At 47.4% G+C, this 23667-nt stretch carries 19 protein-coding genes and 3 pseudogenes; 15 read left to right on the forward strand and 7 right to left on the reverse strand.

Annotated features, from left to right (window positions below; all coding sequences use genetic code 11):
* Positions 1-204 precede the first annotated feature (204 nt).
* Entirely contained in the window at positions 205-576 is a 372-nt protein-coding gene (locus BN2373_RS05840; RefSeq protein WP_053943526.1) for a desulfoferrodoxin family protein, read from the forward strand.
* A gap of 109 nt (positions 577-685) precedes the next feature.
* Here BN2373_RS05840 and BN2373_RS05845 read toward each other — a convergent pair whose 3' ends face one another.
* From BN2373_RS05845 to BN2373_RS05855, 3 genes are all read right to left on the reverse strand, one after another.
* A complete protein-coding gene (locus tag BN2373_RS05845) occupies positions 686-2566 on the reverse strand; it encodes a vWA domain-containing protein (RefSeq protein ID WP_053943164.1) in 1881 nt (626 codons plus the stop codon).
* Positions 2567-2607: 41 nt separating this feature from the next.
* Complete coding sequence (locus tag BN2373_RS05850) at positions 2608-3525, reverse strand: AAA family ATPase (protein ID WP_053943165.1); 918 nt, start codon at positions 3523-3525, stop codon at positions 2608-2610.
* A gap of 86 nt (positions 3526-3611) precedes the next feature.
* Positions 3612-3812 (reverse strand): DUF6465 family protein, encoded by a 201-nt coding sequence (locus BN2373_RS05855; protein ID WP_053943166.1) that lies wholly within the window; start codon positions 3810-3812, stop codon positions 3612-3614.
* 178 nt (positions 3813-3990) lie between these two features.
* Here BN2373_RS05855 and BN2373_RS05860 point away from each other — a divergent pair, with 178 nt between their 5' ends.
* Together BN2373_RS05860 and rlmD are read left to right on the forward strand one after the other, a co-directional pair.
* A complete protein-coding gene (locus tag BN2373_RS05860; RefSeq protein WP_053943167.1) occupies positions 3991-4551 on the forward strand; it encodes a manganese efflux pump MntP in 561 nt (186 codons plus the stop codon).
* Positions 4552-4561: 10 nt separating this feature from the next.
* A complete protein-coding gene (rlmD, locus tag BN2373_RS05865; protein WP_053943168.1) occupies positions 4562-6007 on the forward strand; it encodes a 23S rRNA (uracil(1939)-C(5))-methyltransferase RlmD in 1446 nt (481 codons plus the stop codon).
* 597 nt (positions 6008-6604) lie between these two features.
* Here rlmD and BN2373_RS05870 read toward each other — a convergent pair.
* Positions 6605-7873 carry an ISNCY family transposase gene (locus BN2373_RS05870; protein ID WP_053943169.1) on the reverse strand — a complete coding sequence of 423 codons (1269 nt, stop codon included), beginning with the start codon at positions 7871-7873 and terminating at the stop codon, positions 6605-6607.
* Between the two features lie 398 nt (positions 7874-8271).
* On the opposite strand from BN2373_RS05870, the pseudogene BN2373_RS05875 reads away from it, so the two are divergent.
* Positions 8272-9012 (forward strand): annotated as a pseudogene (locus BN2373_RS05875) (cysteine peptidase); the annotation flags it as partial.
* 551 nt (positions 9013-9563) lie between these two features.
* Here the strand turns inward: BN2373_RS05875 and BN2373_RS05885 are convergent.
* The 3 genes and pseudogenes from BN2373_RS05885 to BN2373_RS05895 all read right to left on the reverse strand — a co-directional run.
* Positions 9564-11512: pseudogene (locus tag BN2373_RS05885) on the reverse strand (DNA polymerase).
* 207 nt (positions 11513-11719) lie between these two features.
* Positions 11720-12289: a DUF2815 family protein gene (locus tag BN2373_RS05890; RefSeq protein ID WP_053943172.1), complete on the reverse strand. Its 570-nt coding sequence runs from the start codon at positions 12287-12289 to the stop codon at positions 11720-11722.
* Positions 12290-12291: 2 nt separating this feature from the next.
* Positions 12292-13134 (reverse strand): annotated as a pseudogene (locus BN2373_RS05895) (DUF2800 domain-containing protein); the annotation flags it as partial.
* A 58-nt stretch (positions 13135-13192) separates the two neighbouring features.
* On the opposite strand from BN2373_RS05895, the gene BN2373_RS07895 reads away from it, so the two are divergent.
* From BN2373_RS07895 to BN2373_RS05950, 11 genes are all read left to right on the forward strand, one after another.
* Entirely contained in the window at positions 13193-13435 is a 243-nt protein-coding gene (locus tag BN2373_RS07895) for a hypothetical protein (protein WP_162200058.1), read from the forward strand.
* 11 nt (positions 13436-13446) lie between these two features.
* Complete coding sequence (locus BN2373_RS05905) at positions 13447-14301, forward strand: IS3 family transposase (RefSeq protein ID WP_082338143.1); 855 nt, start codon at positions 13447-13449, stop codon at positions 14299-14301.
* 616 nt (positions 14302-14917) lie between these two features.
* Positions 14918-15895, forward strand: coding sequence for an SIS domain-containing protein (locus BN2373_RS05910; protein WP_053943174.1), 978 nt, complete (start codon positions 14918-14920; stop codon positions 15893-15895).
* Positions 15896-15914: 19 nt separating this feature from the next.
* Entirely contained in the window at positions 15915-17216 is a 1302-nt protein-coding gene (locus BN2373_RS05915; protein WP_053943175.1) for an ABC transporter substrate-binding protein, read from the forward strand.
* 88 nt (positions 17217-17304) lie between these two features.
* On the forward strand, positions 17305-18192 hold the full coding sequence (locus BN2373_RS05920; RefSeq protein WP_053943176.1) for a carbohydrate ABC transporter permease: 888 nt from the start codon (positions 17305-17307) through the stop codon (positions 18190-18192).
* A gap of 4 nt (positions 18193-18196) precedes the next feature.
* Complete coding sequence (locus BN2373_RS05925) at positions 18197-19027, forward strand: carbohydrate ABC transporter permease (protein ID WP_053943177.1); 831 nt, start codon at positions 18197-18199, stop codon at positions 19025-19027.
* A 22-nt stretch (positions 19028-19049) separates the two neighbouring features.
* On the forward strand, positions 19050-19871 hold the full coding sequence (locus tag BN2373_RS05930; protein WP_053943178.1) for a PfkB family carbohydrate kinase: 822 nt from the start codon (positions 19050-19052) through the stop codon (positions 19869-19871).
* A gap of 1 nt (position 19872) precedes the next feature.
* Positions 19873-20625 carry a GntR family transcriptional regulator gene (locus BN2373_RS05935; RefSeq protein WP_053943179.1) on the forward strand — a complete coding sequence of 251 codons (753 nt, stop codon included), beginning with the start codon at positions 19873-19875 and terminating at the stop codon, positions 20623-20625.
* A 10-nt stretch (positions 20626-20635) separates the two neighbouring features.
* Positions 20636-21742 (forward strand): ABC transporter ATP-binding protein, encoded by a 1107-nt coding sequence (locus BN2373_RS05940; RefSeq protein WP_053943180.1) that lies wholly within the window; start codon positions 20636-20638, stop codon positions 21740-21742.
* A gap of 24 nt (positions 21743-21766) precedes the next feature.
* Positions 21767-22435 (forward strand): HAD family hydrolase, encoded by a 669-nt coding sequence (locus BN2373_RS05945; RefSeq protein ID WP_053943181.1) that lies wholly within the window; start codon positions 21767-21769, stop codon positions 22433-22435.
* A 240-nt stretch (positions 22436-22675) separates the two neighbouring features.
* Complete coding sequence (locus BN2373_RS05950; protein ID WP_053943528.1) at positions 22676-23629, forward strand: L-lactate dehydrogenase; 954 nt, start codon at positions 22676-22678, stop codon at positions 23627-23629.
* Positions 23630-23667 lie beyond the last annotated feature (38 nt).

Genomic DNA, 23667 nt, shown 5'->3' on the forward strand with positions numbered 1-23667 from the left:
CTCTCCGGGAATCAAGGAATCACTTTCTCGCTGTGAAGCCCTCCTAAAAAAGAACAATTATTCTTTTTTTTATTATACTATGAAAATGAACAAAGGGAAATACCCTTTTCTGAGATTAAAGGAGTAGAGAGGGGGAATATGGGTAAAAAGATACAGAAAGCAAAAGTCATTGCTTTGAATGCTATCCAAATAGAGGAGGAAAAAATGATTAAATTCTTTCATTGTGAAAAATGCGGTTCTTTAGTCGTAAAAGTAAATGATGCCAAGTGCAATCCCGTTTGCTGTGGACAAGATATGGTCGAACTCAAGGCTAACACCACCGACGCTGCTCAGGAAAAGCACGTTCCTGTGATTAGCCGTGACGGCAACAAGGTTCATGTTGAAGTCGGTTCCACCCTTCATCCCATGGAAGAGGATCACTACATTGAATTCATCGCTGTGGTTCAAGGAGAAATGGTCCAGCTTCAGACCCTCCAGCCGGGTCAAGAGCCCAAGGCAGACTTCCTGGTTCAGGATGGTCCGGTTGTTGCCTATGAATTCTGCAACAAGCACGGTTTATGGAAGGCTGAAGCTTAAGTTTACTTGCAGAAGCGTAACGAATAAAAAGGGCTATGCCGGAAGGATTTTCACCTACCGGCATAGCCTTTTTTTGTGAGGATCTCGCATGAATGGAACCGGGTTTCGTTTACCGGAGCTCCCGGATCTGATCCTGGAGGAGGCCGGCGACGATTTCGGCAAAGCGGTCAATATCTTTGATATAGGCCAGGCCATGGCCATAAATCTTTTTGGCAGCAGGCAGGTCTTCTTCTACGCCGGTAAAAAGGCCGAAGACAGCCACTTGATCCGCACGAATTAAACGAACCTGCTCTGCCGTATCTTGGATGGCCCGCTCTTCCTTATAGGATTTTTGCGGGTCAAAGGAGTGGATATTGATTCCCACCCGCTGGTCCAGCGGCTTGCCATCGGATAGGACAATGAGGACATTTTTGGCGTGTCCCTTTCTCTTCATCCCCGCTTTGACCAGGCGGAGGGCAAAGCCATCGCGGTTGGCGGCATCAGGGAAGTAGGAGAGGACGTCGTGGGGGTCGCCTTTTTCTCCGTAGCCGTGGAAAAGTTTGAGAATGGTGTAGCCCTGTTGACTTTGAAAGGAGGTCACTCGGAAGGGGATGTTCACTCTTTGAAGGGCCTGGACCAGGATGTAGGCCTGGGTAGCCACTCTTTCCTTCCGGTCCAGCTGGGAAGCTGAGGAATCCAGAAGGATGTCCACGACCAACTCACCGGGCTCATCCTGGCTGGGATTGAAAAAGACTTTATTTTTTGAAAGGACCGGGGTCTTCCAAACAACAGCACCGTCCAGACGTCCATGGTCCTCATATACGGTTCCCTGGGCAATTTCATCCTTAACCGCCGACCGCAATTTTTCAGTCAGAACAGTGACCGCCCGGTGGATCTTCCGGTGGTTATCCCGAACATAGGCTTCATTATCAATCCTTGCCCTACGCATGAGCCGCTGACGATAGGGGAGGTCTTCCCCTCCTTCTTGGTAGAGCTCAGGATGCCAATATAGAGATTCTTCCATTTTCGGATTGTCGTCCATTTGGTCCAGAGCCTCTTGGATCTCCTTGGGGTCAAAAGAAAAACCTCGAGTCATCAGAAAGTGTTCATCCTTATGGATGCCCTGGGCAGCTTCCCTCCGGAGAAAGGCTTCCTCCCTTGGGCTTAAGAGAGGGGGGCCATAATTTTTCTCCATAAACTGGCGAACCTGGCTTTTGGGCTGGACGGAGGCTGAGGAGTTCTCTTCAGAAGCATAGGATTTGTCGGATTTATCCAGGAAGATATTCTCATTGAATTCCGCAGAGACCACATTCATTTCCTGAAAAACTTCTTCATCGGTGATGAAGTCCAGGGATTCCCGTTTATAGGCGTTTTTTTTATGAGTAAGGACTTTCTCCTTGAGCTTTTCCTTTTGGCGGAGGCTGGGATTGAAATGGAAGTTGGTTTTCAGGACCTTCTGCATTCCTTCGATAAAATCCGGCGTAGGAAGGCCGGAAAGGGCCTCCAGGTCATCCAGGAGACGGAGGGTAAGGGGGCTGATCTTGGGAACCTGTCCAAGGGCCCGCTGGCCATGGGCCATATCCAAGAACTCAATCTCATCAGCCGGGGCAATCCGTTGGAACTGATCAAGCCGGTCCCTCCAATAGTGCTTGCGGTAGCTTTCAAATACGGGTCTTAAGGAAATCAGCTTTTCTCCGGCTCCTTTTTCCAGGGGATAGGCCATCATACGGACAAAGACGCCCCCTTCAGACACTTCCTCTAAGAGATAGGAGACATAAGCGGACAGGCGGTCGACATCGTGTTGGGCTTGAAGGATTCCTAAAAGGCCGTTCAGGTAGAAAAAGTGGTCTTCAGGAGACAGGGACCGATCCCGGTCAAAGATTTTCTGCACTCGGCGGGGTAGAGATCGGGTATAGTTTTCAGCCAGATTCCATTGGACATTAAGGGCCCTGCGGATCCGGTCATCATCAGCCGACGACTCTTTCCTCTTTTTTTGATCGTTACGGGACATCCTACCTCCTTTCTTCTTATGATCAAGTTCGCTATTTCACTTTAGGCAAAGAGGTCACTTCCGCTTAGGTTCTTTGGGATTCGAAGGGCAATAGTATCGCGAACCAGGTCTTTTTCAAAGGGATCAAAGGACTTGTTGACCAGGCCCATCTCCAAAGCTCGATAAGGGGGAAGGCCTAATTTCATCAGCTTTATAGAAGCAAGAAGCCCTCGGAGGTCAACCGGTTTGGAAGAAATCTCCGCATTCTCACTCTTTATGACCAGGTCATGGAAGAGACCGGCCAACTGATCCATCCACTTTTCCTTCAGGTCGGGATAAATATCGGCTAAAAGAGCCTTGAGTTCGTCGTTGGTGATCGGCGGAACCTGGATGATGAGGAAGCGGGAAGCTAAGGCTTCATTCAGTTCCCTGGTTCCGATATAGCCATAGTTCATCGTAGCAATGAACCGGGTTTCCGGACGGAGGTCAAAGCGTTCATAGCCCGGGAGGTCGATCGATCGGCGGTAATCCAGGGCCTGGTGGAGGACGGCAACTGCATCATTTCTTGCCATATTGATTTCATCTAAAATACCAAAACCACCGTGGAGGGCACATTCCAGGATGGGCCCCTTCCGGTACTGGACTTCGCCATTTTTGAAGGTATCCGTTCCAATGAGGGAGTTGGCATCGGTATTGATGTGGAAGTTGACCGTCCAAGCCGGACGGGAAAATAAATAGGCTAAATTCTCCGCCAGAACGTTTTTCCCTGTTGCTTTTGGCCCGGTCAATAGGAGGTTTTCACCGGCCAGAAGTCCGGCAATAGCATCCTCCCAGACCTTCTTGCCAAAGTAAAAGAATTCCGGCCGGTACCACCTGACCCGGTCCTCCTCTGCTAAGGGATAGTCGTCAGTAAAGGTTTGGACCCGATCTAAAAGATTCCGGTCCACCCCTTCATTTATCAGTGCATCAAATAGTGTCATCTGTCCTCCGTGCTTAAATAGGATATAGAGTAAAAGAACCGGCCTGGTAAACCAGGTCGGCTCACTTCGTATTATTACCCTTGGGCTTAAAACTCAATCCGCCCCTTTTGCTCATCGTTATTGATGGAATAGTAAGCACAGAATTCTTCCGGCTTGACATAGATGTCGAGCGTCTTGATTTCACCGATTTTTCTTCCGGCTTGTTTCCAGTAGTCTTTGGCTTGGGTAATGAGGTCGTTATCCAGGGCATTGTGTCCTTGATATTGAATTTCAATTTTCGATTTCATCTTTTCCTCCTCACAGAAAAATACAACGATCAGATTGCCTATGATTTTTCTGACAGTATTTTATATCATATGAATAATTTTTACAAAAGAAATGGCTTGAAATAGCGTTTTCACGAGGTTTTTTTGTAAAAATCAATGAAATCAAGTAAAATTTAAGAGACTTTTTAAGGAGGATGGGATGTCTTTTTTTGATTTGCTGATTATTGCGGTAGGCGTATCGATGGATGCTTTTTCCGTAGCTATATGTAAAGGTCTTTCCTTACCTCGAGCACGCCTCAGAGATGCCTTGACAGTGGGTTTGTATTTTGGACTCTTTCAGGCAGTCATGCCTCTTATCGGCTATTTTGCCGGATCAGCATTTGCTCACGTCATCCAAACATGGGACCATTGGATCGCCTTTGTTTTATTGACTATACTAGGAATCCAAATGATCCGGGATGGGGTTCAACCCGAGGCCTGCCCTGTAGGGGGGATACGCTTTCGGGAAATGATCCCCTTGGCTCTCGCCACCTCCATCGATGCCTTGGCAGTGGGGGTCACCCTGGCCTTTCTCAATGTTTCCATCTTTTCTACCGTATCTTTTATCGGCCTGGCCACCTTTGCCTTTTCCGCCATCGGTGTCTATATCGGCCGCTTCTTCGGTTCCCGCTTTCAGGGGCCAGCCCAGATTTTCGGAGGACTTGTCCTTATGGGGATGGGCATAAAAATCCTTCTTGAACATACCGGAATCATCGGCTAGGAGGCGACTAATGGCAAAATTTTTCAAGCGAGGGATGGAGGTCACCTTTACCATCGACGACTTTACCCTGGAAGGCCGAGGTGTGGGCCATCTCAGACCCGGTGACCGACTTTCCTTCCTCGACCCCATGGGACGGGCCTGTGACCTTGTCCTGAGGGAGGGGGATGACCGGGTAGGCTTTACGGTCTTTGTACCCCATGTCCTTCCCGGCGACCGGGTCCGGGTCCGCCTGGGCAAGACCAAGAAGCGGTACGGCGAAGGCGACCTGGTGGAGATTCTTGAAAAAAGCCCCGACCGGGTGGATACGCCCTGCCCCCATGCCGGCATCTGTAACGGCTGTCCCCTCATCGCCCTCCGGAGGGACCGGGAGTTGGCCCTCAAGCGGTCCATGGTTCGGGATGTTTTGGAACGAATTGGCCGGCTGGAAGGGGAAGGATTAAGCCTGCCGGAAATCGTCGGCCAAGGAGAATGGGGCTACCGGAAGAAGGTCAACCTCCGGGTCAACCCCAACGGCTTTCTCTCCTACACCCAATCCGGATCCATGGACCTCTTTCCCATCGAAAAATGCCCCATTGTCCGCCCGGAAATCCAGGAAAAGATCGACCTTTGGCAGGATGAGGCCGAGAGGAACCCCCGCTTCCGTACCATTGTCCGGAAGGTCCGGATGGTTGTCATCCGCTGGTCCTCCTCCGGCGAAAGCCTTTGTTTTCTGATTACAGATCCCATCGATGAGGAAGACCGGGAGGAACTCTTTAATCAGCTGGCTATTTTTCATTTCGACGTTCTTGCCCAGTCCGCCAACCCCCGAGAGGGAGATGTTTCCACAGGGGAGGAAGTTTTCTTTGGAACCCAGAAGACTTCCATTCGGGAGGATCTTATGGGCTACCATTTCTATATTTCTCCGCCCTCCTTTTTCCAAATTAATGGTGACATTGCCCCTGGTCTTTATGATCAAGCCATCCTGCTCCTCACCGAGCCGGAAGAAAGCAGGGTGGGGGATAAAGTCCTGGACCTCTACTGCGGGACGGGAACCACCTCCCTCCTCTTATCCGGAAAGGTGGACCAGGTCCTGGGCATAGAAATCCTGGAGGACGCCGTCGAAGATGGACGGGAGGCCTGCCGGGTTAATGGGGTGGAGAACGTCTCCTTTCTTCCCGGTCGGGTGGAGGACCTCCTCACCAGCCCGGTCATGGTAGATATGGCCCCGAGGAAAGCCCTGGTTGATCCGCCCAGGAAGGGACTGGATCCCCGAGTCCTTGAAGCCATTGGAAATTCGATCATCCAAAACCTGGTCTATATCTCCTGCAACCCCGCTACCCTGGCCCGGGATATTGAAGCCCTCTCCAATTTTGGCTTCTCCCTGGAATTCATCCGGCTTTATGATATGTTTCCGAAAACAAGCCAAGTTGAAGCCCTAACCCTATTGGTACGAGATTCGCACAGCGAATCGAAGTAGCAATAGCGTTGGTTTTGTCGAAAACGGGAAACCACCACTAGTGTTTTGGAGAGATAGTGGTGTTGGTTTGGGAAAAACAACCAAACCAACACTATTGTTCTTGGGCCTAGCATAGTGTTGGTTTTGAGAAATCAGCAAATCAACACTATTTTTTGCTCTAAACTACTCCCGAAGATAGTGGTGATACGTCAAAAAACGCTAATCCAACACTATTGAAGGGGAAAATATAGTGGTGGTTTCCCAAAAACAGCAAAACCATCACGAATGAGGCAGAAAAAACATAGTGGTGGTTCGCCATATATAGAAAACCACCACTATGGCAGTTGGGGTTTTCTGTACATTAAATTGTTTTCTTTCCTTCATTCTTCCGTCCTTGCGTCCTATATGTCAAGCGTCAGGGAAAATGTCACCCCTAGCCTGACTTTTCTTCCAGGGAAAATATCACCCCCTCCCCTCTGGGGCTTTGCCCCAGACCCCATCCTCGCCGGAAGCAGGCAGCCCGCATGGGCTGCCACCGACAAGGATCTGGGTGGGCTCCCGTCAAGGGTAAATGCACACGCTTCGCGTGCCCTTGACGGGATATGAGGTGGGTGTGGGTTAATAAAATCGCCATGGAGAATGGGCTTTTCCTTTGCGCCCGTTTTCTTGGCGAATCCGCCGTAATTCTTCTTCGCTGTGCTTTGGTTTTGGTATACTCTTTTTAGGCTGAATGGGATGCGCCTTTACGCATAATTCAGTCTTCGGAATGAGTACACGCAGACCAATGTCATCATACACCGCAAGTTCCACTTGTTTGGTTGTGTCGGGTACTCTTTTCATGTCTTCTTCGTCCAGGACATAAAGCTGGTTTTGAAAAGTGAACTCACAACCATGGTGTAGCGTTCGCCAGTAGCGGTGGGACAGCGCACGTTGAACCTTCGTTTTCGGGAGACGAGGAAGGTATTTCTTGGTTTCCTCTTTTGCCGCTACGCTAAATTGGCGGTTGAAATTTTCAATGTATTGTTCAAGATAGGCATTGGCCTCTGCCATCCGGCAAATTCCTTGTCGCTTAAAATCCTTGGGCAAGCGGTCCTGAAGCGTACGCCAGAGACGCTCAATCCGCCCTTTGGCTTGGGGAGAGTGGGCAAATATGGTGTGTATGCCCATCTGCCGTAAACCCCGTACAAAGTCAGTCTCATGGACACGGATGCCAAGAAGGAGTTCTTCATGGCTGGGCATCGCCTCTTTCTTGGTGGACCAAAAAATTGTGCGTTTGTCGGTGTATAGGTGGAGAGGAAGATGGCCCTTTCGGTTCATGAAAAGTAGACATGGGCGGTAGCCCTCAAAGCTTTCTTGAGGAGCCAAATAGAGGGCAAGAATTTTTCCGGTGGCATCATCAATAGCACCGTGCAAATGGAGCATTTCTCCGGTATTCAGCCAATCAAAGGGTGAAGCATCGGCTTGGGCAAGCTCGCCTTCAAAAGATCGCCGCTCTCTGGAGGGATGGCGTCTTGTTTTTCGGTGTTTCCGTGGAGAAAGAAGCTGGTGTTCTCGGGCAATCCGGCGCACACTCGATACGCTAATTTCTATTTGGTAGTCTGCCTTCAAAATCTCCGTCGCATGGGTGAAGTTATAGCCCTGGAGTGGGCCTTGGAGGAGGTGGACGATTTGTGAACGTATGGATTCAGAAATTCGGTTAGCAGGGTGTCGCCCGGTATTTTTGTGGATTACACTTGCTTCCCGTTCAACGAGGTAAGCCTTCTTCTTACGCTGAATCTGACAAACACTGAGTTGCAGCACTTCTGCTGCTTCACGGTTGGAGTAGAGTCCAGAAAGAAGAGCTTCTAGGACATGGGTCTCCTGAAGTTGTCGTTGAGTCAATGTCATCATACCTTTCTTATTTTACAGGAAGGGGGTGACATTTTCCCTGGAAGCTTTACCTATGACATTATCGCTGACCGATAACAAAATACGCAAAAACTATTGACTTTTAACTTAAATTATGATATGTAGAAATTAAGAATATATTTTGAGAGGGGTGAGTCCAATGAGCGAAGAAGAGATATCGTCTTACACGTTGTCTTTGCTGGAGAGAACGCAAAATGCATTGGGCTCTTTCTTAAAAGAGGAGTTTCTGTAATAAGCATTTGCTCTCTTGCCTTGATATAGGATTTTGTATTTAGACACTTATTTTCAGTTTGAAATAAGAAGGAGGGCACTTATAAAGAATTATTTGAAATTTATTGCAACTCTTTTATCCTGTTTTATTGTTTTTACATTTGCTACACTATAACGATTCTGGAACGTTTATTCACACATTAACCCACATGAAGTTAGAAAAAGATCAGCTTGAGATTCTATCTTCACAGTTGAGAAAGAATATAGAAAGATTACATCCGATCCAACTTTCTCAAGTCACGCAAATTCAAGGTGAATCTAATGCTGACAGTTTACGCACAGCCGCCGCTGAAACCGTATATGTTCCATCTTCTTCCTATATCCGTAATGCGGTTTATCCAAAAAACATCGATGGAACCTGTGGCTATACAGCCGCTTGTATTCTTTTGAATTATTGGAATAAGGTCAAGGGTGGTTATGTACCTTCCGAATTTCTCGATTCTAATGGCAACCTCAAAACAACTGGAATGACGTTACAAGATAAACTCGTAAAGTACGGAGGTAGCAATGATAGTTGGGGTAGAACTATAAAGGGTGCGATCAATCAGCTAGTTAAAGAATACTCTCTGAAGGGCACAGCTCATTACGGTATTCTTTCATGGGGAGACCTTTCTGGACAAATTAGATCGGGTAAACCTGTGATTCTTTTTGGATACCTTCCTTCGTCACCTCAACCTGCCAGTGTAGACAAAATGGAGCCTATGGGAGTACGCGGGAAAGTCTTTCATGCCGTTCTCGGTTATGGACTAAAAAATGACATGTACATCTGTCATTATGGATGGTCAGGGTATGAACATGTTCTCTTGAATGCGGGGATTGTAGGTTCTAACACCCGATTTGATCCATAAAGAGGAAATCACGATGAAACGTATAAGTCTATTCTCTCTTCCTGTAGCTAGCTTGCTCTCTACGCTTCTTGCATGCATGATAGGTGCTTTGACTAACCCCATCTGGGTACCTTTTGGTCTCTCGTCTACTCGAGAAAACATTAGAAAATACAGTATGTTCGACCTTCGTATTAATACAATAGGCATTACACCTTTCAGTGCATTAGCTGCCGTCCTCCTCATCATTGTCCTTTTGCTTCAGGTGATTCATTTTCGGCAAAAGTCTCGAAAAGGTTTTTGGATGGTCACAGCAATTCTGTATGGGCTCAGCATGGTTCTCCTTTTTGTCCCCTGTATCATATGGGGCGTACCTAGATGGAATGGATGGCTGATCGTCCTTTGTGTTCTGCTCGTCTTTGGATTCCTAAGCCACCTCTTGCAAGCTCGTAGTCAGAATTCCCAAGAAGTCGCAAGAACGTAATCTGCTATATAGCTACTTGAACAAAAACTGGAATGTGTACGTCTCTGTAGGAATGTATGCGTTCCAGTTTTCTTTTGCGAGAATAGAACCTCTATTCCTTCTGATAAAACTCGCACTCGTATCCATCGGCATTGAGCAGCAGGCCTTTTGCCCATGTGGGTGCTTGGCTCATCCGTTTGCAGACTTCTTCAACGGAGAGTTTTATGGGTGCTTCTATGACGATTTCGTCGTGGATGTGCATCACGATCTCTTTGTGTTTGAGGTTTTGCATGGCGTGAGCGAGGAGGTCTCTAGCGGTTGCTTGGACGATGTTTTCGACAAACTTCGGCCCGTAGGATTCAATTCTCTCCCACCGCTTATTCACTCCGACACCCTCATAGGTGACCGATGTGCCGCCGAATTGGTTTTCTCCGAGCTTGGGTTTCACGTACGCCAAGCGTCTGCCGGACGGGAGCGTGACAAAGAGCATCCCATGGGTGCATTGAAAGGTCAGTCCGTGAGTTTTACGGATTGCTTTTTGTCCCACAGCTTCGATTACGGCTTTGTCCACGTCCCACCAAAACTGCGTGATATTCGTATTGGCTGCCCGCCACTCGGTCACAAGGGGTTTAAGTTCTTCTTCGCTAAGTCCCATCTCTAACGCGCCCATGGCTTTGAGCGCGCCAACAGAGCCGCCCTATCCGAGGGCGAGCTCTGCAATCTTCCCTTTTTGACGAAGATGGCTATTGATGCCGTGTTTTTCGACCGGCACGCGAAACATCTGCGAAGCCGACGCACAATAGATATCCCCACCTTTTGCGAAGACTTCTTGCCGCCAGTGTTCTTTGGCAAACCACGCAATCACTCGGGCTTCAATGGCGGAGAAGTCTGCCACGATCAGTTTTCTCCCCTCTTTAGGGATAAAGGCAGTACGAACCAGTTGCGAAAGCGTATCGGGCACGTCCCCAAAGAGAAGCTTCACGGCTTGCACATCTCCGTGGCAGACAAGTGCTCTTGCTTGATCGAGGTCAGTGAGGTGGTTTTGGGGTAGGTTTTGCATTTGGATGAGCCTGCCTGCCCAGCGTCCGGTGCGGTTGGCACCGTAGAACTGAAAACAACCGCGCGCTCGGCCATCTTTGCAGACGGCTTCTTTCATGGCTTGGTATTTCTTCACGCTGGATTTCGCCAGCTGCCGCCTGAGCTCCAAGGCTTCGCGCAAGCGTGGCGGTGCGGTTTCAATGAGGGCAGTAACCTGCTTTTTGCCAAGCGAATCGGTCGGCATGCCGTGGTTAGCGAGCCAGTCTTTCATCTGCGTAACCGAGTTCGGGTTATCAAGCTGCGTGATAGCTTTCATGCGTTCCATCAACTCCGCCTTGGAGCAGGCATCCATGGCTATGGCTTTATCGACAAGACCAAGGTCAATTGCAACGCCACGGTCATTGATGGTTTGGTCGAGCACGTATTCTTCCCAGATGACATCTGGCACGAGATAGTTGGCAAGCCGGGTTTGGATGGCTTGTTCGACCTCGAGTCGCACAGGTTATAGGCCTTGAATCGATCCCACTTATCAGGGGCATGGCGAGGAAGGTTTCGAGTGCGCCCACCATTGGCTTTCGTCGGCGTGCACGGCGCGCAAAAGTAGCGGATGAGATCTTTGCCTTCTTTGAGTTTTTGCTGCTCTAAGCCAAGTACAGCACCCACCCCTTCCAACGAGAGTGGCAAGCCCATAACAGCAGACCACACCATTGAGCAGCGCCAAGAAGAAGGAGAAAGGTAGTCGTCTTTGAGTATGCCTTGACGTTTAAGATAGCTGGAGAGGCAGATGCGTTCGAAGTTCGCGTTAAACGCCCATTTCACGACCCGCTCATCGCGAAGCGCATCAAGAATCTTAAGTGGGATGGTTTCACCTTGTGCCACATCGATGACCTGAACGGCTCCGCCATCAACTGCGTAGGCGAAAAGGAGAATCTCAAAATCAGGACTTTCGGCGTATTTGTAGACCCCGGATTTTCCGATATTGACCGAGGAGTAGGTTTCTAAATCAACAGAGAGTGTTTTCATAGGGTTCCTCCGGAAAGAAAGAGGCAGGCCACCATGATGGATGACCTGCCCTTCCAAGGTTTAAGGGTGTTACTTGTTTTTCTTGTCCAGCCGTGCGATCAGCACGTTGGCAAAGGCTGCGACGAAGCTAAAGCCGACTGCCAGAGACAAGATGAGCTGGGTGGCAAAGTCCAACAGATAGGTCATGTGTCGTTCTCCTTGTTGGGTTTAGCCGAGGAAGTCGTCCGTCTCATCGGTTGCAAAGTCATCGGCTGCACTCATGCGCCCACCAAGCGGCTCGACGTCACGGATCTTTTGCAGGTTGTTCAGCCCACAGGCGATGCCCTTGTTGCCATTGGAGTTGAATGCGTAGAAGTTGATTGAGGCGCGCCCGTAGACTCCGGAGTAGACCTCGGAGCTGTCAAGGATGTCGTTTCGATTCGCATCCACGATGCCGGGCTTGGTCGCTGAGTTGGCGTTGAGGAAGTAGGCGTTTGCATAGGCTTCATCGTCAGGGCGCTCCACATCACCATCCCGAAGCGGTGTTTTGATGACGGAGAGCGCCGGCACGCTTCGGCCGTTTCCTTTGAGCTTAGCTTCACCTTCCTTATAAGCGGCCTCAATGGCGGCTTTGATCTTGTTTACCGTGACCACATCGCTTTTCGGAATGATGAGGGAGACGGAGTATTTGGGTGTGCCGCCGTTGATGGATTTGGGCTGCCAGACATTGGCGTAGCTCCAGCGAGTATCCGGGCCAGTGATGACTTTCATCGGGTTCTTATAGGTATTGGTTTTCATAGTTAGTTTTCCTCCTTGAAATCGTCTTTTGCGGTTGAGAGTGCCGGTCGTTTATCGGTATCCGGCACAAGAGTTGGTTTGCCTTGCGGCTTTTCAATCAGGTCGGTAAGCAGTTCTTCGAAGCGGGTTTTGCCGATCAGTTTTTGCATGGCGGTAATCCCGAGCAGTTTCTTCTCGAAAGGATCAAATCCGGCCTTGGCGATGACTTCGGCGACAGCATCGGGGTTGGTGTAGCGGCGGTTGGATCTGCCTTCGACCACCTTGAAGCCCGACCATGCTTTGCCGGACATGGCACGCGCAAGTGCGTAGTCTTTGATGTCTTCTGCCCAGCGGGCAAGATCATCTAAAACCGGCAGGATGGCCTCGATGTCGGCATCGGAAAGCTTCGGTGGCAGGTTGAAGTCGTATTTAGCGAGTGCGAGGTTTGCTTCCGCGCGAGCACGGCAGTCCACCTTGGCTTTGCAAAACCCACACCACGCACCCGCCGCATACGCACCCTCGCCGGCAAAGGCCAGATCCGCTGTCGGTTTCAGCGTGGTGTCTGCCCAAGCGAGAAGGTCAGCCACGCTCATCTCGAACGTGGAGACGTTGCTGCGTCTGGGTTGGAAGATCGTCATCGAGACGCTTTCAATGTCGTAGAGCGCAGCGAACATCTCGTAAGCTCCGAGTGCGTAACACATCATCTGGGGATTGTGATCAGCCTCGACGAGCACGCCTTGACCGTGCTTGTAGTCGATGACACTGAGTACACCATCAGCGATAATGATCGCATCTGCCGTGCCAAAACCGTCCGGCACCCATTTGGAGAAATCCACTCGCTGCTCGATCAGCACCACCGGATCAGCTGTTCGAAAGAAAGTTGTAGAAGAAGCTTTAAGGCCGGAGATGGAGGGGAAGGAATTTTTGGTTGCAGAAAAATATAATATCCGGCCCTCAACCGTCTGCCGCTGGAGGGACCTCTACCTAAAACATGGAGAAATGGCTCTTTGTGAGAATGTTCAGCAATTTTATGCTTCTCAGAGTAAGGAGAGTGGAGCGTACAAAGAGTTAAAGGCAAAGACAGATAAGGAGATTGCTGAACTGAAAGAGGAGGTAGAAATCTTAAAAAAAGCCGCGGCCTTTCTAACCAAGATCCAAAGAGACTAAAGTTTGCATTGATGTACCGATTCCGAAAAGAACATGCAATCGTTAGAATGGCCAAGGTATTAGAAGTCTCTGAAAGTGGCTACTACAAATGGCTGAGACGCCAAGCATTCTGGAGTCTACGCGACATTGAGAACATTGAAATCACCGAAGAGATTGAAAAGATCTATAGCGAAAGCCGGGCAGTGTATGGGATTCGCAAGGTGACGGCGGAGCTGAATGCCCAGCGTCAGCAAGAGGGGAAGTCGGCGGTAAATCACAAACGTGTAGAACGAATTATGCGAGAGAAGGGATGGCATTCTCGGGTAAGGCGGAAATTTATTGCAACAACGGATTCCTCGAAAACGAAGAAGCCGGCGGACAATCTCTTACAAAGAAACTTTTCCGCAAAAACGCCTGGAGAGAAGCTCATTAGTGACACCACCTATGTTCCCACTCACCAAGGCACCTTGTATGTCGCTGTTATTTTAGACCTCTATGGAAGAATGCCTGTAGGACTTTCCATGGGAAGAAGAAATGACCAGAACTTAGTGATTGACTGTTTTGAAGATGTGCTTGCTAGGCACCGCCTAAAGCCCAATTGCCTGATCCACTCCGACCGAGGATCCACCTATGCTTCGGAGGCCTACCAGAAGCTCTTAAGGAAAAACAATGTTCGCTGCAGCATGAGTAAGAAAGGAGATTGTTGGGATAATGCGGCGATGGAAAGCTTCTTTGGAAAGATGAAAGCGGAGTGGTTGTATAATACGCCGAAAACCATTCTTGAAGCTAAGCAGTTGGTCTATGAATATGTATGGCACTTTTATGCGAAGAAAAGGAGGCATGCTTCTCTTGCATACCAAACACCCCATGAGTTCTTTCACCAATAAGGTGGTGAAAAGATGAATGTAGGCTCTACTATTTGGGGGACACTTCAAAAACAACAAAACCACCACTAATGAGGCGGAAAAACCATAGTGGTGGTTCATTAAAAATAGCAAACAACCACTACGGAAACAGGAGTTTTTTTTACATTAAGTTGTTTTTTTTACAGAAAAGTAGCGGGAGCGGCTGACAAAGATTCCGCCGACCAGGAGAAGGACGATGCCAGTGATCTTGCCCTCATTGATCCTGTCTATTTTTCCATCAACGATATTTAGCGTTCACCCAATTTGTCTTGGACGTCCGGTAGCCCTGAGAGGATTAATATACCGAATGTGAATGTCAATACTTTGGCAGGAAAAAAAGATTTTTTTCATCGTGGACTTCTTATAAATAATTATTAAAACAGTCTCATTTATTCCCTGTTTACAAACAGTATCTATAGTTTACTTCTGAATGATAAATAATAATCGTGTATTTCATTTCGAAAAGTCGAAAAATAAATGATAAAAAATGATAATTCTTAATAAATAATGATAAAACGTTTACATCCACAAAATATTCTGCTAGAATAAAAACAGATGTCAAGTGATGTCATATTTCTAATAACAAAAGGAGGCTGAAATGAGTCATCATCAAAAGCAAATCGATGAAGTGGTAAAGGCGGTCAAGGCCGCCGATGTGGAGTCCATCTACCTTGTTGGATGCGGTGGTTCTATGGCCGCACTTGCTCCGATGGAATACTTCTTTGATACGGAATGTAATATTCCTGTCAAAGTCTATTCCGCAAATGAATTTGTTTATCGTAAACCAACTCGTTTGAACAAGAATTGCTTGGTCATTACACGTTCTCATTCAGGAACAACTCCGGAAACCATTGAAGCAACAAAAATGGCCACTGAAGCCGGCGCATTGACGGTTGCCATCTCCATGGAAGAGGAGAGCGACCTCTGCAAGGCAGCCAAGTACATCATCCATTATGATTACAGCAAAGAGAAGAAGATTGACCTTTTTGAAGGGGACACTACGGTTGCCCTTCGTTTGATGGCATCCATTCTTAACGCTATTGAACCCAATGAAAAATATGAAAGACTCCTGGACCAGCTCAAGGGCATTGAAGGCCTGGTTGAGAAAAACCGGGAAGCCTATAAAGAAAAGGCCGAGGAATTCGGAAAGACTTTAAAGAGAAATGAGATCATCTACACCATGGCTTCCGGCCAATATTATCCGGAAATGTATGCCTGGACCTCCTGCCTCATGATGGAAATGCAGTGGGTTCACTCCCACCACATCCATTCCGGTGAATACTTCCACGGTCCTTTCGAAATTACCGATTACGACGTTCCCTTCCTGATTGTCCGGTCCAATGGCAAGACCAAGCACTTGGATGACCGGGCCATCTCCTTCGTCAAGAAGTATTCCGACATGGTCTACATCATTGATACCAACGACTTTATTTATGACGGTATTGATGAGGAATTACAGGAATTTGTTGGTGGCATTATTGCGGGCAAGATTGCACGTGATTATGCAGAGAGATTAGCTGACCATCGTGGTCATCCTCTGTCGGTAAGACGTTACATGTGGAGAATGGAGTATTAATTCCGGAAAGGATCCCATCATGAAAACTCGTTTTAAATCAATAGCCGCTCTTTTGCTGGCTTTCCTGCTCGTATTGACGGCCTGCGGCGGTGGAGACACCGGAAAGACCTCAGACAGCCAAGGCGGGGACCAGGGTGGTAAGGAACAGGTTGAGATTTACTTCTTCCACCGTTGGCCCAATGAACCGAAAAAGACTTATTTTGATACCATGGCTAAGGCTTTCATGAAAAAAAATCCCAATGTGAAGATTCGGATTGAAAGCGTCATCAACGATTCCTACAAGGAGAAAATTGGTGTCCTCGTTTCCTCTAACGACATCCCTGACCTCTTTGTTTCATGGTCGGATTCCTTTGCCAATAACCTCGTTAATTCCGGAAAAGTGAGAGAACTGGATGATCTTTACCAGGAAGATACGGAATGGGCAAGCAAGATTATGGAGTCCCAGAAGAAAGGCTTCACCTTTGACGATAAGTGCTATGGTGTACCTTTAACCATCGATGGTAAATCTTTCTTCTATAACAAAGACATCTTCGAAAAAGAAGGTCTCCAAGTGCCCAATACCTATGATGAACTGATCCAGGTTCTGGAAAAACTCAAGGCTGCCGGTTATGAACAGCCCTTGGTATGCGGTTTAACAGAGCCTTGGGTTATCTCCCACTACATGGGCCCCATCTTTGACCGGATGGTTCCAAAGGAAATCCGTGACAAGGACTATAACGTCAAAACCGGTGAATTCACGGATCCCGGCTATCTTGAAGGCCTGAAGATGTTCAAGGAGCTGACCACTTACATGGGCGAAATCTCCAACTCAATCGACCATGAAACGTCCAGAAATATGTTCATGAATGGGGAATCACCCATTGTATTCCTCCAGCTGGCAGAAATCCGTTATCTTGAAAAGGGAGATAACCCGGTTAACTATGGATACTTCAACTTCCCCGAAGTCAAGGGTGGCAAGGGCGACCAACACACCTTAGAAGGTGCTCCTGAAGGTTATATGCTATCAAAAGATGCCCCAAAAGAAGCCATTGAATTTTTGAAGTTCCTGACCTCTCCCGAACAAGCCGCTCAATTTACTAAAGATAGTGGTGAATTAACTGCCATTGAAGGTGGCGTAACTGAAGAAACCGCTTCACCGGCTAGCCGTGAGGCCTATGAGCTGATCAAATCCGCAGAATCCATCACTCCTTGGTTTGATAATGCCGTTGATATTAAGATTGGGGATATCTTCATGCGTGGTGGACAGTCTCTGGCCATTGATCAAACAACTCCTGAAGAGATCATGAAAAATGTCCAGGAGGAAGCCGCTAAGTTGAGATAATCATATTCGCTAAGAATAGGTGAGATTTATGCTGGCAGTTAAGAGGCTTGGCCTCTTAACTGCCGGTATTATAAGGTAGGAGATTGACATGAAAAGCCTTAAGAAAAATAAAAATCAAATATGGTTTGTCCTCCCACTCTTACTTTTTTTGATTTTTTTCATATTTGGACCTTTAATTCAAAACTTCATTAATAGCTTCTATGAGTTTTCTTCCTTTTCTCCAGTGAAGGAATTCGTGGGCCTAAAAAATTACAAAAGTCTTTTACAAGATCGAACCATTTCCGTAGCTTTGACCAATAACGTTCGGTATGCGGTTATCTCGGTCATCTGCCAAGTGGGAATTGGCCTAATCCTCGCTGCTGTTCTGGAACAAAAGTTCCTGAGGAAGGTTGCTCCTTTTTTCAGAGTGGTATATTTTATGCCGGTGATGATATCGATTTCAGTTATCGCCCTGCTCTTTAGTTTTATTTACAATCCCCAGATGGGGCTTTTGAATGGATTTTTGGATGCCATAGGTCTTGGATTTCTAAAGAAGACTTGGTTGGGGAGTCCATCAACAGCCATTTATGCAACGATTGCCATGAGCCAGTGGCAGAGTACCGGATATATCATGATGCTCTTTATCGTCGCCATGCAGAAAATTCCAAATGAATTGTATGAAGCGGCAGAAATTGATGGAGCATCAAGTATATCAAGGTTCTTTAATGTAACTATCCCGCAGGTTCGAGAAACCATTTTTGTTAACACTCTGATTACGATCTCAGGATCCATGCTTGTTTTCAATGAACCCTATATTTTGACAAAAGGCGGTGGACCTGGAATTTCCTCCATCACCTTGGCTGTTCATATGTACCAAGAAGGCTTTATTAAAAATAAGATGGGCTATGCTTCTACTTTAGCGGTTTTGATCTTTGTCATTACTGCAATTGTCTCGATCATTCAGATTGTTATCTCGAAAACCGGAAAGGATGTATGATCTTATGGATAAGAAAAAGATAAGTCCCTCAAGAATAATTATTGTTCTTCTGTTGGTCCTTTTCGCCGCATCCATCATCTATCCTTTATTCTGGATGTTTATGTCTTCGTTGAAATCTTATGATGAGATTTATAACGCGACATGGAGTCTTCCGGAAACCTGGTTATGGGAAAACTATGTAAAAGCCTGGAATGGTGGCGTAGCGAGCTATTTTGTCAACTCCTTGATTGTGACTTTTGCCACGGTTGTTCTGGTGATTTTTGTTGGTTCCATGGGTGCCTTTGCCCTGTCAAAATATAAGTCACGTTTCATTGACCTGGTATTTTTACTGGTGACAGCGGGAATTATGATTAACCCTCAAGTTTGTCTGGTTCCTCTTTTTAAGATGTTGAACTACTTCCATCTTCTTGACACCAAATGGTCATTGATACTCTCTTATGTTGCCTTCCGTCTCCCCTTGGTCACCCTTCTATTGCGGTCCTACTTCCTGTCCATACCCAAGGAAATTAATGAATCCGCTGTTGTTGATGGTTGCAATGAATTTCAGATCTATGCCCACATCTATTTACCAATGAGCAAGCCCATGCTCACTACAGTAACCTTGCTGACCGCCTACTACGCTTGGAATGAGTTCCTCTTTGGAATTATTTTTATTTCCTCGGATTCTCAAAAGACCATTCCTGCCGGATTGATGAACTTCCGGGATGCCCTGCAGACCGATTGGGGAACGCTTTTGGCCGGCATGGCCATAGCCACTTTGCCCATGATTATCCTTCTCATCGTCTTCCAGAAGCAGTTGGTCAGAGGAATTAGTGAAGGCTCTGTTAAGGGCTGATTGGAAAGGGGATTCTCCTATCATGAAATTGATCTGTGTTGGAGACAATGTTTGCGATTGCTACATTTATGAAAAGAAATACTATCCCGGCGGCAACTGTGTCAATGTAGCCGTCAATGCCAAGAGAAACGGGGCAGAAGCTGTTTCCTATCTCGGCATCTTCGGCAATGATGAGATGGCTGCCCATATCAAGGATTGTCTGGACAAAGAAGGAGTAGACTATTCCAAATCCAGAGTGATGGTGGGCCGGTCAGGTCAGCCCGGGGTCAATATTGATGAACACGGAGACCGGATTTTTGTCCGCCGGTATACGGATACTGTCCAGACTATGGCCAAGCTTCACCTGGTCCAAAGCGACCTGGACGAAATCCAAAAATATGACCTACTCCATACCAGCTGCTATTCCTTCCTGGAGGAGGAATTGCCCAAACTGAAGGATTTGGTCAAGGTTTCCTATGATTTTTCCTTGATTGAGAACATTGAAAAAATGTTGGAAGCTGCACCCTACATCAATTATGCTTTTGTATCCGCCTCTCAGACAGAGAAAGAGTATAGACGGGAGCAAGCAAAGTTACTTCTGGATAGGGGGGTGGAACTGGTATGCATGACTCGTGGTGATCAGGAATGTGAAGTGCACACCAGGGATAAAATATATACACGAGAGCCCTTGAAAACTGATATTATTGATACCATGGGGGCAGGGGATAGCTTTATTGCCGGCTTCCTGGTGGCATATATGGATGGCAAGTCGATTGAGAATGCTCTTTTGAGTGCGGTTAAAAGTGCTCAAGGAACTTGCCAAATAAGTGGTGGTTTTGGATACCCGAAGGAACTCAAGGATTGATATGACAAAAGCAGAGATTAGAAATCAGGGCACATTTTTTCTTTATGAGGAAATAGCTAAGGATATACGAGATAAAATCTACCAAGAGCAATTGATAGATGGCTATCGCTTGCCATCTGAAATGGAACTATGTCGGCAATTCAAGGCCAGTCGACCAACCGTCCGGAGAGCGATTGATGAACTAAAAAAAGAGGGCTTGATAGAGGTTCTTCATGGAAAAGGAACTTATGTTAAGAAGACAAAAAGAAAGGATATTCGAATCCTGGATTTTAGTGGATTTACGGACGGGATGGCACAAGAAGATAGTCAATTCACAAAAGTTATTCTCGCAAAGAATGTAAGAATATCTTCTGATGAAGAAATGAAGATCTTCCGTAGCAATAAAAAATTCAAGATCCTTGAGTTGGTTCGGGGTGTTTATGAAAATGAGAAACCCTTCTCAGTGGACTATGCTTATTTCCCTCTCTCCTTGTATCCCAATATCGATAAAAAGATTTTTGATGATACCTCCACCTATCAGCTCATTCGTGAAGTGTATAAGGCTAAATTTGCCAAGGCCCACAAATCTATTGAATTCTTAAGTCAATGTTCTGATATCAATGTGTTGAATTTTTTGACCGGAGGTAGCAGAATCCCTTTGATTTCCGTGAAAAAACAAATTGAAAACAATGCGGCAAAGATCATTCATTATTCTCATTTCTATCTATTGCCCAGTTTGCTTAAGTTTTCCATTGATATCGATATCAAGTCATGAGGAGGCAGCAATGGCAGATGTCACATTAAAGAATGTAAGTAAAGTTTATGGCGAGGATGTTGTCGCCGTTAAAGATTTTAATCTGGATATCCGAAACGAAGAATTTATTGTCTTTGTCGGGCCCTCAGGTTGCGGAAAGTCCACCACTCTTCGGATGATTGCAGGTTTGGAAGAGATTACCGAAGGCGAAATCTACATCGGTGACCGGAAGGTCAATGACGTGAGCGCCAAGGACCGGGACATCGCCATGGTATTCCAGTCCTATGCCCTCTATCCCCATATGACCATTTATGACAACATGGCCTTTTCTCTCAAGTTATCTAAAGTGCCGAAAAAAGAAATTGAGGAAAAGATTAAAAATGCCTCTGAGATCCTAGGCTTAAACGAATACCTCAATCGTAAGCCCAAGAATCTTTCCGGTGGACAGCGCCAACGGGTCGCCCTGGGCCGGGCCATCGTCCGAAATCCCAAGGTCTTTTTGATGGATGAGCCCCTGTCCAACCTGGATGCCAAACTCCGTGTTCAGACCCGGACGGAGATCACCAAATTGCACCAACAGCTCAACACCACCTTTATCTATGTCACCCACGACCAGACCGAGGCCATGACCATGGGGCAAAGAGTGGTCGTCATGAATAAGGGAATTATCCAACAGGTGGATACCCCCCAAAACATCTACCACAACCCCATCAACCAGTTTGTAGCCGGCTTTATCGGCAGTCCCCGGATGAACATGCTTAAGGGAACAGTAAGCCGAGAGGGTGGACAGTACAAACTGGCATATGGTCAGAAGTCCATGATCTTAGCCTCCTCCGTCGGAGATAAACTCAAAAAGAAGGGGATTGAATCCCAGGAAGTGATATTCGGCTTCCGCCCGGAAAACTGCCGCCTGTCCAAGACGGATTCAGGATTTTTTGATGTCGCTGTAGACCAAGTTGAAATGCTGGGTTCTGATAACTTCAACTATGTGGTCACCGAAAGTGGAGAGAACATTATTAACCGTTCAGCATCCAATGAGATCTACCAACCGGGCGATGCCCTCTCCCTTTTGCCGGATCCGGAATCCATCCATATTTTCGATGTGGAAAGTGGGGCAGCCTTAAGTTTTTCGGAATAAAAAGTTTGAAGGAAAGGAAATATTGTGTCCTTAAAGAACATCATCTTTGATATGGATGGGGTTCTGGTGGATTCTGAGCCCATGTACTGGTTCCGCATTCGGAATTTCGCTAAATTTCATGGGGTGGAATTGACCAGGGAGGAGTCCCTTCAAATGGTGGGGAGGGCCTTCCGGAAAGACCTGGAGTTTCTCTCCAACAAGTTAGATGGGAAGTATTCAGCGGATGAACTGGAAGCCAGATACCGGGATCCCGCCAACCATCCTTATTTTGCTCTCCCGGACTACTCTGAAATCATCATGCCCTACGTTCGCTATGTCTTGCCTCGCCTTAAGGAAATGGGGCTTAAGCTGGCCATTGCCAGCTCATCATCCAGGGACCAAATTGGAAGGGCCATCCGGGAATGTCAGCTGGAAAAGTTTTTTGACCTCTATGTTTCCGGGGATGAGTTCCGAAAATCTAAGCCGGATCCGGAGATCTACCTGACTACCCTGGACCGTATAGGGGCAAAAGCGGAGGAGACCATCGTCATCGAGGACTCCACCTATGGGATCCAGGCAGCGAAAGGGGCCGGCCTCCGGGTCATCGCTCGGGAAGATGACCGCTTCGACTTTGATCAAAGCGAGGCAGACTACCGGGTGGGCTCCCTCTATGAAGCCTATTTCTTGATCAAAGAAGGGCTGGATTTATTTTAGAAACAATTATCGATACCACCTACGGGGATGATTCATCCTCGTAGGTGTTTTTTGTTTAGACGATATGGTCGATGAGATGGAGAGCGAATGATTCTCTCGATTCCGGTCGATTTTCAACGGGAAGGGGGAAAAAGGGGTATAATGCAAAATATAAAGTTAGCCATTCCTAACGAAATAATCTTTGTTGATAGAGTAAAGCAAGGAGCGGACCGGTCTTTGCCAAGACAGAAGGAGAATGATATGAATAAAAAAATAGATAATCGAAAGGTCGCCATTGTCGGCTGCGGCTTTGTGGGTTCTTCTGCAGCCTTTGCCCTGATGCAAAGCGGACTCTTTTCCGAGATTGCTCTGGTGGATGTGGACCGGGAGCGGGCGGAGGGAGAGGCCCTGGATATATCCCATGGTGTCCCCTTTGTGGGTCATGTGGAAGTCTATGCGGCGGACTACGATGAGATCATGGATGCGGCGATCGTGGTCATCACTGCCGGTGCTGCGCAGAAGCCGGGGGAGACCCGGCTGGACCTGGTCAATAAAAACATCAAAATTTTCCAATCCATCCTTCCGGAATTCAAAAAGCGGTCCTATCCCGGGATTTTGCTAATCGTGTCTAATCCGGTGGATATCCTGACCCTAGCCGCCTTGGAGCTGAGCGGACTGCCTGAACATCGGGTCATCGGATCCGGTACGGTCCTGGATACGGCCCGGCTCAAGATGAGGCTGAGCGACCATCTGGATGTCGACAGTCGCAGCGTCCATTCCTTTATTATTGGAGAGCATGGGGACAGCGAAATAGCCGCCTGGTCCTCCACCAATATATCCGGTATTCCTTTGAATGACTTTTGTGAGATGCGGGGATTCTTTTCCCACGAAGAGTCCATGAAGCAAATTGCGGACGAGGTGAGAAACAGTGGGTATGAAATTATTGAGAAGAAGCATGCTACCTACTATGGAATCGCCATGTCGGTTGTCCGGATCTGCAAGGCCATTGTTATGAATGAGCGGTCCATTCTCTCGGTTTCCACCAAGATGAATGGGGAATACGGGATCAGTGACATCTGCTTGAGCATGCCGGTCATTGTCGGGGAAGAGGGGGTAGGCGACCACATCCCCCTGCCTTTAAGCGTGGAAGAGCACCAGCTCCTCCTGACCTCGGCCAATGCTCTTAAGGAAGTGGCTCGGTCGGCAGGGCTTTAGTACTTGTAGAGATTTTTTACTGGAATAAGGATTTAAAA

Origin of the sequence: Kallipyga gabonensis, assembly GCF_001286805.1 — a bacterium.
In the GTDB taxonomy this organism is placed as follows: domain Bacteria; phylum Bacillota; class Clostridia; order Tissierellales; family Peptoniphilaceae; genus Kallipyga; species Kallipyga gabonensis.

What these genes read in the sequence shown, in the direction of transcription:
- BN2373_RS05840 (WP_053943526.1), top strand. Translation starts at nt 205, where the DNA reads ATGATTAAATTCTTTCATTGTGAAAAATGCGGTTCTTTAGTCGTAAAA.
- BN2373_RS05855 (WP_053943166.1), bottom strand. Translation starts at nt 3,812, where the DNA reads ATGAAATCGAAAATTGAAATTCAATATCAAGGACACAATGCCCTGGAT.
- BN2373_RS05905 (WP_082338143.1), top strand. Translation starts at nt 13,447, where the DNA reads ATGTACCGATTCCGAAAAGAACATGCAATCGTTAGAATGGCCAAGGTA.
- BN2373_RS05890 (WP_053943172.1), bottom strand. Translation starts at nt 12,289, where the DNA reads ATGAAAACCAATACCTATAAGAACCCGATGAAAGTCATCACTGGCCCG.
- BN2373_RS05950 (WP_053943528.1), top strand. Translation starts at nt 22,676, where the DNA reads ATGAATAAAAAAATAGATAATCGAAAGGTCGCCATTGTCGGCTGCGGC.
- BN2373_RS05925 (WP_053943177.1), top strand. Translation starts at nt 18,197, where the DNA reads ATGGATAAGAAAAAGATAAGTCCCTCAAGAATAATTATTGTTCTTCTG.
- BN2373_RS05870 (WP_053943169.1), bottom strand. Translation starts at nt 7,873, where the DNA reads ATGACATTGACTCAACGACAACTTCAGGAGACCCATGTCCTAGAAGCT.
- BN2373_RS05845 (WP_053943164.1), bottom strand. Translation starts at nt 2,566, where the DNA reads ATGTCCCGTAACGATCAAAAAAAGAGGAAAGAGTCGTCGGCTGATGAT.
- BN2373_RS05920 (WP_053943176.1), top strand. Translation starts at nt 17,305, where the DNA reads ATGAAAAGCCTTAAGAAAAATAAAAATCAAATATGGTTTGTCCTCCCA.
- BN2373_RS05910 (WP_053943174.1), top strand. Translation starts at nt 14,918, where the DNA reads ATGAGTCATCATCAAAAGCAAATCGATGAAGTGGTAAAGGCGGTCAAG.
- BN2373_RS05930 (WP_053943178.1), top strand. Translation starts at nt 19,050, where the DNA reads ATGAAATTGATCTGTGTTGGAGACAATGTTTGCGATTGCTACATTTAT.
- BN2373_RS05860 (WP_053943167.1), top strand. Translation starts at nt 3,991, where the DNA reads ATGTCTTTTTTTGATTTGCTGATTATTGCGGTAGGCGTATCGATGGAT.
- BN2373_RS05935 (WP_053943179.1), top strand. Translation starts at nt 19,873, where the DNA reads ATGACAAAAGCAGAGATTAGAAATCAGGGCACATTTTTTCTTTATGAG.
- rlmD (WP_053943168.1), top strand. Translation starts at nt 4,562, where the DNA reads ATGGCAAAATTTTTCAAGCGAGGGATGGAGGTCACCTTTACCATCGAC.
- BN2373_RS05940 (WP_053943180.1), top strand. Translation starts at nt 20,636, where the DNA reads ATGGCAGATGTCACATTAAAGAATGTAAGTAAAGTTTATGGCGAGGAT.
- BN2373_RS05850 (WP_053943165.1), bottom strand. Translation starts at nt 3,525, where the DNA reads ATGACACTATTTGATGCACTGATAAATGAAGGGGTGGACCGGAATCTT.
- BN2373_RS05915 (WP_053943175.1), top strand. Translation starts at nt 15,915, where the DNA reads ATGAAAACTCGTTTTAAATCAATAGCCGCTCTTTTGCTGGCTTTCCTG.